This is a genomic window from Amycolatopsis sp. NPDC050768, assembly GCF_040654155.1.
Classification (GTDB): domain Bacteria; phylum Actinomycetota; class Actinomycetes; order Mycobacteriales; family Pseudonocardiaceae; genus Amycolatopsis.
Window position 1 is genome coordinate 225,215 of record NZ_JBFAHL010000013.1, and the last position, 11,613, is coordinate 236,827.

General features: G+C 70.2%; 11 protein-coding genes and 2 pseudogenes. 10 read left to right on the forward strand and 3 right to left on the reverse strand.

From position 1 onward, the window contains the following. Nucleotides 1-16: 16 nt before the first annotated feature. On the reverse strand, nucleotides 17-316 hold the full coding sequence (locus tag AB0H62_RS33535; protein WP_220243647.1) for a hypothetical protein: 300 nt from the start codon (nucleotides 314-316) through the stop codon (nucleotides 17-19). Between the two features lie 214 nt (nucleotides 317-530). Here AB0H62_RS33535 and AB0H62_RS33540 point away from each other — a divergent pair, with 214 nt between their 5' ends. Then, nucleotides 531-1,424: a hypothetical protein gene (locus tag AB0H62_RS33540; protein ID WP_220247057.1), complete on the forward strand. Its 894-nt coding sequence runs from the start codon at nucleotides 531-533 to the stop codon at nucleotides 1,422-1,424. On the opposite strand, the gene AB0H62_RS33545 is transcribed toward AB0H62_RS33540, so the two are convergent. Continuing rightward, a complete protein-coding gene (locus AB0H62_RS33545; RefSeq protein WP_220243646.1) occupies nucleotides 1,400-1,963 on the reverse strand; it encodes a TetR family transcriptional regulator in 564 nt (187 codons plus the stop codon). The genes AB0H62_RS33540 and AB0H62_RS33545 overlap by 25 nt on opposite strands. Nucleotides 1,964-2,325: 362 nt before the next feature. Here AB0H62_RS33545 and AB0H62_RS33550 point away from each other — a divergent pair. The 3 genes and pseudogenes from AB0H62_RS33550 to AB0H62_RS33560 all read left to right on the forward strand — a co-directional run. After that, nucleotides 2,326-2,418: pseudogene (locus AB0H62_RS33550) on the forward strand (hypothetical protein); the annotation flags it as partial. A gap of 25 nt (nucleotides 2,419-2,443) precedes the next feature. Further along, nucleotides 2,444-2,539 (forward strand): annotated as a pseudogene (locus AB0H62_RS33555) (Imm1 family immunity protein); the annotation flags it as partial. Between the two features lie 24 nt (nucleotides 2,540-2,563). Further along, entirely contained in the window at nucleotides 2,564-3,187 is a 624-nt protein-coding gene (locus tag AB0H62_RS33560) for an SDR family NAD(P)-dependent oxidoreductase (protein ID WP_220243644.1), read from the forward strand. Here the strand turns inward: AB0H62_RS33560 and AB0H62_RS33565 are convergent. Continuing rightward, nucleotides 3,162-4,712, reverse strand: a complete 1,551-nt coding sequence (locus AB0H62_RS33565) for a helix-turn-helix domain-containing protein (RefSeq protein WP_360590551.1) — start codon at nucleotides 4,710-4,712, stop codon at nucleotides 3,162-3,164. The two genes, AB0H62_RS33560 and AB0H62_RS33565, sit on opposite strands and share 26 nt — an antisense overlap. A gap of 166 nt (nucleotides 4,713-4,878) precedes the next feature. Between AB0H62_RS33565 and pucL the strand changes: the two genes are divergently transcribed. From pucL to AB0H62_RS33595, 6 genes are all read left to right on the forward strand, one after another. Then, nucleotides 4,879-5,751, forward strand: a complete 873-nt coding sequence (gene pucL / locus AB0H62_RS33570; RefSeq protein ID WP_360590553.1) for a factor-independent urate hydroxylase — start codon at nucleotides 4,879-4,881, stop codon at nucleotides 5,749-5,751. A 13-nt stretch (nucleotides 5,752-5,764) separates the two neighbouring features. Then, nucleotides 5,765-6,649, forward strand: coding sequence for an FAD binding domain-containing protein (locus AB0H62_RS33575; protein WP_354872196.1), 885 nt, complete (start codon nucleotides 5,765-5,767; stop codon nucleotides 6,647-6,649). After that, a complete protein-coding gene (locus tag AB0H62_RS33580) occupies nucleotides 6,640-7,110 on the forward strand; it encodes a (2Fe-2S)-binding protein (protein ID WP_220243640.1) in 471 nt (156 codons plus the stop codon). The genes AB0H62_RS33575 and AB0H62_RS33580 overlap by 10 nt, the downstream gene beginning before the upstream one ends. Beyond that, on the forward strand, nucleotides 7,107-9,416 hold the full coding sequence (gene pucD, locus AB0H62_RS33585; RefSeq protein WP_220243639.1) for a xanthine dehydrogenase subunit D: 2,310 nt from the start codon (nucleotides 7,107-7,109) through the stop codon (nucleotides 9,414-9,416). The genes AB0H62_RS33580 and pucD overlap by 4 nt, the downstream gene beginning before the upstream one ends. Before the next feature lie 35 nt (nucleotides 9,417-9,451). Next, nucleotides 9,452-9,940 carry a nucleoside deaminase gene (locus tag AB0H62_RS33590; protein ID WP_220243638.1) on the forward strand — a complete coding sequence of 163 codons (489 nt, stop codon included), beginning with the start codon at nucleotides 9,452-9,454 and terminating at the stop codon, nucleotides 9,938-9,940. 223 nt (nucleotides 9,941-10,163) lie between these two features. Beyond that, the gene (locus AB0H62_RS33595) at nucleotides 10,164-11,606 is read left to right on the forward strand and encodes an NCS2 family permease (RefSeq protein ID WP_360590556.1); all 1,443 of its coding nucleotides are present in this window, start codon (nucleotides 10,164-10,166) and stop codon (nucleotides 11,604-11,606) included. The last annotated feature ends 7 nt before the right edge of the window (nucleotides 11,607-11,613 follow it).

The following is an 11,613-nucleotide window of genomic DNA, read 5'->3' on the forward strand; positions in this document are numbered from 1 at the left end:
TCCCGGGCCGGCGACTTCAGGAGGCGAGTGCCTCGTTGATGGCGTGGAATTCGTGGGAGGTGCGAGTGGCGGAGAATTCGATCACGGTGTAGTGCGCGAGGCGCTGGACCACGAGCGGGTCGGTGGCGAGCACGGCGTCCAGCTTGCCGCGCACGCAGGGGCGGGTGAGGATGACCTGGTCGTGCTCGGTGTCCCCTTTTCCGGAAACCAGGAACAATCCGCGGGAGAAGTGCGTGCGCAACCACTCCGCGTGTTCTGCCAGTGCGTAGTCGACTTCGTTTCGAGGCGCCGTGTAGGCGAGCAAGGCTATGTACATGTCTTCAGAGTAGAACTCACTCACGGCAGTCGCATCCTCCTGCCGAGTGGCGGCGCCCACGCGTTATCCCGGAATTGCAATGTGTTCTTTACGTGCTCTTTTTTCGCGTTTTCCCAATGGACGGTGTACGTAAATCTGCGTACGCGGGTGTCGACACCGAGCGGACGACGAAACGTTGTCACAGCACCAAACTGACGTCATGACTCAGCCGGTGATGGACGCCGTGAGCCGCATCTGGCGGGACGGCAGGCGCGTGGAACGCGTCGCGTACGTGGTGGGGGCGGTGCTCTTCGCGAGCGGCGTCGTGAACGCGGTGGTGCTGCTGGCCAGCGGCGGCACGTGGCTCGGGCCGGTGTCGCTGCGCAAGGCGGTCACGTTCGGGTTGTCGTTCGGTCTCACGCTGGCGTCGGTGGCGTGGGCGACGTCGTACGTCGTGCTGCGGCCGCGGGCCCGGGCCGGGTTGCTCGGCGCGTTCGTCGTGGCGTGCGTGGCGGAGGTCGTGCTCGTGACCATGCAGGCGTGGCGAAGGGTCCCGTCGCACTTCAACTTCGAGACCGGCTTCGACACGGTGGTGTCGATGTCGCTCGCGGCCGGCGGCGGCGTGATCGTGGTGACGGGTTTGGGCTTCACGGCTGCGGCTTTCCGTTCGCCGGGCAGCATGGCGCCGAGCATGCTGGTCGCCGTGCGCTTCGGCCTGCTGGTGCTGATGGTCGCCCTCGCCACCGGCGCGGTGATGATCGCCCGCGGTGTCGTCGAGGCACGCGGCGGGTCCCCTGAGCTGGCCTACACGACCGCCGGTTCGCTGAAACCACTGCACGCCGTGGCGATGCACGCGATCCTCGTACTGCCCGGGCTCGCGTGGCTGCTGCGCTTCACCGCGTTGCCCGAGCGGGCTCGCCTGCGCGTCGTCTGGCTCGCCGTGGCCGCCGACGCCGTGCTCACCGCGGTGATCGGCGTCGAGGCCTTCGCGGGAATTCCGCCCTTCGCCGCGCCTTGGTTCTTACTGGCGCTCTCGGCCTCGGCGTCTCTCGTTCTGGCCGGCACCGTTGTTTTTTCGTTAATTCGCGGGAAAAGCCCCGCTGGCTATTTCAGTGCAAGCAATCCCTGAACCGCTTCGACGAGCGTCCGCCGCCTCCCTGCGCGGGCGCTCGGCAGGTGCGGCCCCAGTTCCGGGTTGGTGCTGTGCCACGCCGCGGAAAGCGCTTGGATCAGCACGAGCAGCTGCACGGGCGAAAAGTGCCCGGAGATCTCGCCTTCGCGTTGCGCCCGCCCGATTTCCCGCAGTCGGACGTCGTTGACCTCGGTGATGGCCGCGAGGTGCTCGGCCTCCGACCGCTCGAGCCGGTACCACGTCGAGAGCCGCAACGTCTCGGGATGCTCGTCGAAGTAGTCGAACGCCCGCCCGGTGTACCCCGCGAGATCCCCGGCGTCGAACGGCACCGCCTCGAAGAACGCCGCCGTCCGCTCATCGAACGCGGCGTCGAACAGCCCCTCCTTGCTGCCGAAGTACGAGTAGATCATCGCCTTGTTGCACCCCGCCGCCGCGGCCACCCGGTCCACCCGCGCCCCCGCGATCCCGTATGCGGCGAACTCGCTGATCGCGGCTTCGAGCAGCCGCTGCTTGGTCTGTTCCGCGTCGCGCGCCATCCGGTGAGGTTACCAACCAACTGGTCGGTGAGTTGAGTTTTGGTCGTCCACGTCACGCGCGTGCAGGTCGAGGACGTCGTACGCAAGGGTGAGTGTCGAGCTCGGCAAGCTGCCGGCCGGCCGCGTCGAACAGGCCGGTCAAACTCTCCGCCATGGCACGGCGCCCTGACCCTGAGCATGCAGGGCACTGCAGGCCGGAAACCCGCATCTTCAGAGGGCAGCCGGCCGGCTTTGTCCGATGCGAAGATGCGGGCGAGTCCCGGCGAGCTTGATCCCGTCGAGTTGGGAGTCGATCAGTGGTAGTGCTCGACATCTGGTACGACCGGACGCCGAACGGCGGCGACGACAACGTCGCCATCCGCGTGCCCACCGTCGCCGAGCTGGATGAACTCGTTGATCGCATCGTGGCGGAGACGGCTGGGCACGTCGTGCCGCCGATGGTTCAGGTGTCGGTCGCCGGCGTGAAGCGGGGTACCGGCGAGTGTCGTGGTTCCGATGGCGACCGTGCGGCGCGGGCTGCACGAGTTCATCGCGTCCGGGCGGCGGCCGAGCGTGGTGGAAATCGACGAGGCCTGAGCTTCACGGCGCTACCGTCGACTCATGGCAGGAATCGTCGTGATCGGGGCGGGGCCGGGGATCGGGGCGGCGGTCGCGCGGCGGTTCGCGCGGGAGGGGTTCGGTGTGGCGGCCGTTGCGCGGCAGCCCAAGGACCTCGGGGTCGACGCCGTGACCCACGTGGCCGACGTCGGAGAAGAGGAGTCCCTGCGCCAGGCGCTCGACGCGGTGATCGAAGACCAAGGACTGCCCGACGTCGTGGTCTACAACGCCGCCGTCATCCGCAGGGACGCGCCGGGGGAGCTCGGCGCCGAAGAGCACCTCAGGCTGTGGCGCGTCAACGTCCTCGGCGCCTACCTCGCCGCGGCGCACCTCGCGCCGCGGATGGCCGAGCGCGGCCACGGGACGTTCCTCACCACCGGCGGGATGCCCGAGCCTAAAGCCGCCTACACCAGCCTCTCGCTGGGCAAGGCCGGCCTCCGCACGGTGACGGCGCTGTTCGCCGAGCAGTACCCCACGCTGCACTTCGCCACGGTCACTGTCGGCGGCACCGTGGAGAAGGGCACGGCGTTCGACCCGGACGTCGTCGCCGAGCACTACTGGCGCCTGCACACGCAGGGCGTCTGGGAGCGGGAAGTGCTGATCACGACCAACCCCAGTCCTGCGTGAAACACCCCGCCAGGTAGAGATCCACCCGGTCCGCGAAACGGCCCAGATCGCGGCCGGTCAGCTCCGAGACGCGCGAGATCCGGTACCGCAGGGTGTTCACGTGCAGGTGCAGCGTGCCCGAGGTCTGGGTCCAGGAGCCGGAGTGCTCGAGGAAAGCCTTCAGGGTCGGGAGAAGCTCCGAGCCGTGGGCGGCGTCGTACGCCAGCACCGGCCCCAGCACCTTCTCGCCGAAGGAGCGGCGCAGGTCGTCGGGGACGGCGGCCAGCAGCAGCAGGTGGGAGGCCACCTCGTCACCCGCCAGCACGGCCGCGCGGCCCGGCGAAAGGGCGGCCAGCGTGCGGGCGTGGCGCGCCTCCTGGAGGCCGGAGCGCAGGCCGGCCGCGTCGGGCGCGCGGCTGAGGCCGACGGACAGGCGGGCGGAGCCGAGGGCGGGTTCGACCGCGCGGACGGACTCGCGCAGGGTCTCGGCGAGGCGGCCCAGGCGGTCGTGAGCCGGGAACAACCCGAAGGTCTCGCCGTCGACGGTGGCCACCAGCGTGGGGGCGGGGGCCGAAGCGAGCAGCTCCTCCACCAGCACCTGGGTGAGGCCTGGGCCGCCGCCGTCGACTGCGGCGGAGAGGGTCACGACGTGCGCCGAAGGTGGGAAGTCCAGCGCCGCGAGCCGCGCGGACAACGAAGCCGGGGAAGCGTCGTCGGAGAGGGCCAACCGCAACAGCGGCTCGGCCGCCCGGTTCTCGATGCGCTTGGCCTCGTCGACGCGGGAACGCTCCAGCCCGATCATCGGAGCCAGCTCCAGAGCGAGTTCGCGCCGGGAAACAGCCCACCGTCCGATGTCGCCGGAGGCCACCAGGAACCAGCTCGCCACGCGGTGGCCCGAGCGGCTGGCGGCGGCCAGCAGCGTGACGGGACCGTCGTCGCCGGGGACGGTCAACGGGAGGCGTTCCGCGCGGAGGAACCGGCGCGCCAAGGCGGCCCGGCGCGCATCGGAAGGCGGCGAACCCGTGCCGGCGATCAGCCGGCCGGTCGCGCTCAGCACCCAGCAGTCCACGCCCAATTCGGAAGCGCCCGCGGAAACGAGCGCGGGAAGGCCATCACCGCTGGTCACGGCCGCGACCAGCCGCCGGTGCGAGTCGTGCGCGGGGGCGGAACGTTCGGCGGCCAGGCCGAGGATCACGCGCTCGGTCACCGTCGCGAAGGACACCGACAGCGGGACCTCGAACAGCGGCAGCCCGACCCGCCGGCACGACTCCACGAGGTGCTCGGGCACGGGCCCGCCCACCTCCGCCGTCCCGGCACCCAGCGCGACCACGCCCGCCGCCGCCAGCACGCCCACGAACTCCTCGGCCTCGGACGGCCCGGGCAGCCAGCGCATGCCGCACAGCACGATCTCCCCGCCGCTGAGGTACCGCGTCGGGTCCTGCAGTGTCGCCTGGAAGACGCGTCCGAACTCGCGGTCCAGCGCCGACTCGCCGGTGAGCAGGGTCAGCCCGAGCTCCGGCGTGTCCAGCAGCGCACCCAGCCGCACGCGGCACCTCCTTCCAGGCTCAAGTAGCGCACACGCCAGGGCCGCCGTCGTTTGGAGGAACCTACGAAAAACCACCCTCGACGCCCACCCGGTTTCGGTGGATCTGCCGTGGTCCGCGCCACGTCACGGCGTGTCTACTGACCGACGAGCGAAGGGAAGGAACACCATGGCGATCGTTCTGGGCGACAACCGCTACGGAAAGGCGGAGAACCGGGTCGTGCGCGTCGACCGCGACGGCGACGAGCACCGGATCACCGACCTCAACGTCAGCGTTTCGCTGTCCGGCGACATGAGCGACACTCACCTCACCGGCGCCAACGACAAGGTGCTGGCCACCGACACGCAGAAGAACACGGTGTTCGCGTTCGCCCGCGACGGCGTCGGCGAGATCGAGGACTACGCGCTGCGCCTCGCGCGCCACTTCGTCACCACGCAGGAGAGCATCCACGGCGCCCGCGTCCACGTGGAGTCGTACCCGTGGCAGCGGCTCACGGTCGGCGGGCAGCCGGCCCACCACTCGTTCGCGCGCTCGGGCGGCGGCACGCGCACCACGACCGTGCACTACGACGGCGCGCAGGCCTGGGTGCTCGGCGGCGTCGAGGACCTCACGGTGCTCAACACCACCGGCTCGGAGTTCTGGGGCTTCCCACGCGACGGCTACACGACGCTGCCGGAGACCAAGGACCGCATCCTCGCCACGGCCGTCAACGCGAGCTGGCGCTTCTCCGGCGAAGACGTTGACTGGGCCGGTGCGTACGACACGGCCCTGGCCTCGCTGCTCGACGCCTTCGGTGGAACGCACAGCCAGTCGCTGCAGCAGACGCTCTACGCGATGGGTTCGCGCGTGCTCGAGACGGTGCCAGAGATCGTGGAGGTGCGCCTGGCGCTGCCGAACAAGCACCACTTCCTCACCGACCTGTCGCCGTTCGGCCTCGACAACCCCGGTGAGGTCTTCCACGCCACAGACCGGCCGTACGGGCTGATCGAGGGCACCGTGCTGCGCGACGACGCGCCGCCCGCCGGACCGGCCTGGTCCTGAGACGGAGGCCGAAGTGGAGTTCCTGCGCCCGACCACGCTCGCCGAGGCCCTCGAGGCCAAGGCGGCGCACCCCGACGCCGTACCGATCGCGGGCGGCACCGATGTGATGGTGGAGATCAACTTCGACCACCGCCGCCCGTCGGCGCTGCTCGACCTCAACCGCGTCAGCGAGCTTTACGGCTACGACGTCGAGGAAGGCCGCATCCGGATCGCGGCCGCGACGCCGTACACGCGGATCATCGCGGAGCTGGGCGACCGGCTGCCGGGACTGGCGATGGCGGCCCGCACGGTCGGCTCGCCGCAGATCCGCAACCGCGGCAGCGTCGGCGGAAACCTCGGCGCGGCGTCGCCCGCGGGTGACTCGCACCCGGCGCTGCTCGCGGCCGACGCGGAGGTGGAGATCGCGTCCACCCGCGGCACCCGGCGCGTGGCGGCGAAGGACTTCTACGTTGGTGTGAAGCGAAATGTGCTCGAACCCGACGAACTGATCACGGCCGTCCACTTGGCACCGGCGAGCGGGCCGCAGCAGTTCAGCAAGGTGGGGACCCGCAACGCGATGGTGATCGCGGTCTGCGCCTTCGGCCTCGCGGTGCACCCGGCCGAACGCCGCGTGGGCACGGGCGTCGGCTCGGCCGCCCCGACACCGCGCCGCGCGTTCGACGCCGAGGAGTTCCTCGCGGGCGAGCTGGCGGCCGACGACCAGTGGGACCGGCCGCGTGCGCTCGCCGACTCGGTGAAACGCCGCTTCGGTGAGCTGGTGGCCGCTGCGGCCGCGCCCATCGACGACGTGCGCGGCAGCGCCGACTACCGCCGCCATGCGCTGTCGGTGCTGGCGCGGCGGACGCTCGGCTGGGCCTGGACCGAATACTGCGGAGGGAGGCGCACGGAATGCGTGTGAACGTGATCGTCAACGGCGAGCAGCGCCAGACGGACAACGTCTGGGAAGGCGAAAGCCTGCTCTACGTGCTGCGCGAACGGCTCGGCCTCGCCGGCTCGAAGAACGCGTGCGAGCAGGGCGAGTGCGGCTCGTGCACGGTGTACCTCGACGGCGTGCCGGCGTGCGCCTGCCTGGTCGCGGCCGGGCAGGCCGAGGGCCGCGAGGTGCGCACGGTGGAAGGTCTCGCCGACGGTGAGAACCTGGACCCGATCCAGGAGTCCTTTGTCGAATGCGGCGCCGTCCAATGTGGCTTCTGCACACCCGGGCTCCTGGTGACCGCCCACGATCTCGTGGCGCGCACCGAAAACCCGAGCGACGCCGAGATTCGTGAGGCCCTGGCCGGGAACCTGTGCCGCTGCACCGGGTACGAGAAGATCCTCGACGCGGTCCGGCTCGCGGCCGCGCGGAAGGAGCACGCATGACGCGCCCGGCCCCGGCCCGCTCACCGCAGGAGCTGGCCGACACCGTCACCGGCGGCATCGGCACGAGCCCGCTGCGACCCGACGGCACGCTCAAGGTGCGCGGCGAGTTCGCGTACTCCTCGGACCTGTGGCACGAGGACATGCTGTGGGGCGCCACGCTGCGCAGCCCGCACCCGCACGCGCGAATCGTGCGCCTCGACGTCTCCCGGGCGTTGGCGCAGCCTGGCGTCCACGCGGTGCTGACGCACGAGGACGTGCCCGGCGAGAACCTCTACGGCCTCAAGTACCAGGACACGCCGGCGCTGGCCGAGGACCGCGTGCGCTACCAGGGCGAGCCGGTGGCGATCCTCGCGGCCGACCACCCGGAGATCGCGCGGCAGGCGCTCAAGCACATCGTGGTCGAGTACGAGGTGCTCGAACCGGTCACCGATCCCGAGCGCGCGGCCCACGACGAGACCCTGCCGAAGCTGCACCCTGGCGGAAATCTCGTGCGCTACCAACGCATCGTGAAGGGTGACCCGGCCGCGAAGGCCGACGTGGTCGTGTCCGGCGTCTACGAGATCGGCATGCAGGACCAGGCTTTCCTCGGCCCGGAGTCCGGCCTTGCCGTGCCCGACGACGACGGCGGCGTGGACCTCTACCTCGCCACGCAGTGGCTGCACGTGGACCAGAAGCAGACTGCGCGGGCACTGGGCCTGCCGCTGGAGAAGGTGCGGCTCACACTCAGCGGCGTCGGTGGCGCGTTCGGCGGGCGCGAGGACCTGTCGATGCAGATCCACTCGTGCCTGCTCGCGCTGCGCACCGGCCGGCCCGTGAAGATGGTCTACAACCGCGAGGAGTCCTTCTTCGGCCACGTACACCGGCACCCGGCGAAGATGTACTACGAACACGGCGCCACACGCGAGGGCGATCTGGTCTACGTGCGCGCCCGGCTGTACTTCGACGGTGGCGCCTACGCGTCGAAGACACCGGTGGTGGTCGGCAACGGCACGACGCTGAGCGTCGGCCCGTACAACGTGCCGAACGCGAAGATCGAGGGCTGGGGCGTGTACAGCAACAACCCGACGTGCGGCGCCATGCGCGGCCTCGGCGCGGTGCAGCCGACGTACGCGTACGAGTCCCAAATGGACAAACTCGCCACGGCGCTCGGCATGGACCCCGCCGACCTGCGGATCCGCAACGCGATGAGCGAGGGCTCCACCAACGTCACCGGCCAGCTCGTCGATTTCCCGGCTCCCGTGGCCGAGCTGATCCAGCGGCTGAAGGACATGCCGTTGCCGCCGGAACGTGGTGAGAACGCGGACATCCGCGACCTGCCCGGCGGAGCGTCCAATGTGACCCACGGCGAAGGCGTGGTGCGCGGGGTCGGTTACGGCGTGACCATCAAGAACATCTCCTACGCCGAAGGCCTCGACGACTACTCGACCGCCCGCGTGCGGCTGCAGGTGATCGGCGGCGAGCCGGTGGCGATGGTGCACACGGCCGCGGCCGAGGTGGGCCAGGGGCTCGTCACGTTGCAGCAGCAGATCGCGCGCACCGAGCTGGGCGTGCCGCGGGTGACCGTGCACCCGGCCGACACGAGCGTCGGCGACGCGGGTTCGAGCTCGGCGTCGCGGCAGACCTACGTGACCGGTGGTGCCGTGCGCAATGCGTGCCGTGCGGTGGCCGACGCGGTCTATGCACTGGCCGAACGCCGGCTGGGCCGTGATGCGAAAGGGATGTCGCTGGCGGGCGGCAAGATCGTGGCCGGCGACGGTGAGGTCGTCACGCCCCTTGTGGACCTACTCGGCGACGAGATTGTCGAGGAGACCCGGGAGTTCCACCACCGCAGGACCTACCCGCTCGACCCGGAGACCGGCCAGGGCGACGCCCACGTGCAGTACGGTTTCTCCGCGCACCGCGCGGTGGTGGACGTCGACGTGGAGCTGGGCCTGGTCAAGGTCGTGCAGCTCGACTGCGCGCAGGACGTGGGCAAGGCGATGAACCCCGACGCGGTGCTCGGCCAGATCCAAGGCGGGTCCGCGCAGGGTCTCGGCCTGGCCGTGATGGAGGAGATCCAGGTGCTGGACGGAAAGGTGCGCAACCCGTCGTTCACCGACTACCTCATCCCGACCGTGCTGGACATGCCGCCGATGCGTATCGACGTGCTGGAGCGGCCCGACCCGCACGCGCCCTACGGCGTGCGCGGCGTCGGAGAGCCGCCCACGATCTCCTCGACGCCGGCGGTCGCCAACGCCATACGCGCGGCGACCGGCCTCGAACTGCCCCGCGTCCCGATCCGGCCCGAGCACATCACCGGAACCTGAGCCGACTCACTGGAACTGTCTGGAGCGCAAGCGAAATGACCCTCTCCCTCGACGCCGACCTCGAGCGTGAATGGCTCCTCGAGAGCGTGCGCATCGCGACCCGCAACGTCGCCGACGGCGGCGGCCCGTTCGGCGCGCTCGTCGCCAAGGGCCGTGACATCATCGCGACGGGTGTCAACCGCGTCACCCCCTCGCTCGACCCCACGGCCCACGCCGAGGTGGTCGCCATCCGCGCGGCCTGCCAGGCGCTCGGCACGTTCAAGCTCACCGGCTGCGTGCTCGTGTCCTCCTGCGAACCGTGCCCGATGTGCCTTTCGTCCGCGCTGTGGGCGCGGGTGGACGGCGTGGTCTACGCGGCCGACCGCCACGACGCGGCCAAGGCCGGTTTCGACGACCGCGCGTTTTACGAACTGTTCGACAAGCCCCGCGAAACCTGGGAAGTACCCGTTTCCCGGCTGTCCCTCAAGGACGGCTTCGCACCGTTCGACGCCTGGCTGGACCGGCCCGACCGCGTCGACTACTAGGCACTCGGGGCCGGCGGTTCTCCCCGGTCCGGCCCCGCAGTTCCCAATACAGACAGGCCCAATACAGACAGGCCCGATACAGACACGCCCGACACCGGAAGCCCGTACCCGGGCACATCCCGGTGCTGACCGGAGCACCACAAAAACGCAAATTCGTCCGGCTTGCCCGCCCCGTCCGAATGCGGGGCGCGGCCGAGCACACCCACCGGCAAGGGGAGGACGCATGACCCAGGTCCACATCGACGACGCTGTGACCCCGGCTCCAGGACCGGCCCGCAAGTCCATTGCGGACAGACTGTTCGACATCACCGCCCGCCGCACGACCGTGGGCCGCGAGGTGCGCGGCGGCATCACCACGTTCGTCGCGATGGCCTACATCGTGCTGCTCAACCCGCTCATCCTCGGCGCTTCCGCCGACATCACCGGCGCGAAGCTCAGCGCCGCCCAGGTCACCACGGCCACCGCGCTGGCGGCCGCGGTGATGACCATCCTCATGGGACTCGTCGGCAACGCGCCGCTCGCGCTGGCTGCGGGTCTCGGGATCAACGGCATCGTCGCGTTCCAGATGGCGCCGGCGATGACGTGGCCCCAGGCCTTCGGGCTCGTGGTGCTCGAAGGCGTCTGCATCGTGCTGATGGCCGTGAGCGGGATCCGGGAACGGATCATGAACGCGATCCCCGCGCCGCTCAAGATGGCGATCACGGTCGGCATCGGGCTCTACATCGCGCTCGTCGGCCTGGTCAGCGCCGGGTTCGTCACGCGTACGCCGGACTCGGCCGAGTCCACTGTGCCCGTTCGGCTCGGTTTCGACGGGCACCTCGACGGCTGGCCGATCGCGGTGTTCTGCTTCGGCCTGCTGCTGATGACGGTGCTGATGTCGCGCAAAGTCCCGGGCGCGGTGCTGATCAGCATCGCGGTGTCCACCGTGCTCGCCGTGGTGCTGCACGACGGATTCCATGTGGGAAACTGGGGTCTGACCACCCCGACGCTGCCGAGCCACGTGGTGGCGGTACCCGATTTCGGGCTGCTGGGCCACATCGACCTGTTCGGCGGCTTCGCTTCAGCGGGTGCGCTGACCGCCACGATCTTCCTGTTCACTCTCGTGCTGTCCGGCTTCTTCGACGCGATGGGCACGATCACCAGCGTGTCGGCCGAAGCCGGGCTGTCGAAGGACGGCCGCGTGCCGCGGATGGGCCGGATCCTGTTCGTCGACGGCGCGGGCGCGATCGCCGGCGGGCTCTCGGGTTCCTCGCCCAACACCGTGTTCCTCGAGTCGGCGGCCGGCGTGGGGGAGGGCGCGCGGACCGGGCTCGCGAGCGTGGTCACCGGCGCGCTGTTCGCCGCGACGCTGCTGTTCACGCCGATCGCGGGCATCGTCCCCGCGCAGGCCGCGGCGCCGGCGCTCGTGGTGATCGGCGGGATGATGGTGGCGCAGTGCCGCAACATCCCGTGGCAGGACAGTGATTACACGATCCCGGTGTTCCTCACCGTCGCGCTGATCCCGTTCACGTACTCCATCACCAACGGTGTGGGCGCGGGCCTGATCGCGTTCGTGCTCATCAAGACGTGCAAGGGTAAGTGGCGCGAGGCCGGCTGGATCCTCACGGTGCTGGCGCTGGTGTTCACCGTCTACTTCGGAATCGACGTCGTCAAGGCGATCTTGTAGCTGTGGT

What these genes read in the sequence shown, in the direction of transcription:
- AB0H62_RS33535 (WP_220243647.1), bottom strand. Translation starts at nt 316, where the DNA reads ATGTACATAGCCTTGCTCGCCTACACGGCGCCTCGAAACGAAGTCGAC.
- AB0H62_RS33540 (WP_220247057.1), top strand. Translation starts at nt 531, where the DNA reads ATGGACGCCGTGAGCCGCATCTGGCGGGACGGCAGGCGCGTGGAACGC.
- AB0H62_RS33545 (WP_220243646.1), bottom strand. Translation starts at nt 1,963, where the DNA reads ATGGCGCGCGACGCGGAACAGACCAAGCAGCGGCTGCTCGAAGCCGCG.
- AB0H62_RS33560 (WP_220243644.1), top strand. Translation starts at nt 2,564, where the DNA reads ATGGCAGGAATCGTCGTGATCGGGGCGGGGCCGGGGATCGGGGCGGCG.
- pucL (WP_360590553.1), top strand. Translation starts at nt 4,879, where the DNA reads ATGGCGATCGTTCTGGGCGACAACCGCTACGGAAAGGCGGAGAACCGG.
- AB0H62_RS33580 (WP_220243640.1), top strand. Translation starts at nt 6,640, where the DNA reads ATGCGTGTGAACGTGATCGTCAACGGCGAGCAGCGCCAGACGGACAAC.
- pucD (WP_220243639.1), top strand. Translation starts at nt 7,107, where the DNA reads ATGACGCGCCCGGCCCCGGCCCGCTCACCGCAGGAGCTGGCCGACACC.
- AB0H62_RS33590 (WP_220243638.1), top strand. Translation starts at nt 9,452, where the DNA reads ATGACCCTCTCCCTCGACGCCGACCTCGAGCGTGAATGGCTCCTCGAG.
- AB0H62_RS33595 (WP_360590556.1), top strand. Translation starts at nt 10,164, where the DNA reads ATGACCCAGGTCCACATCGACGACGCTGTGACCCCGGCTCCAGGACCG.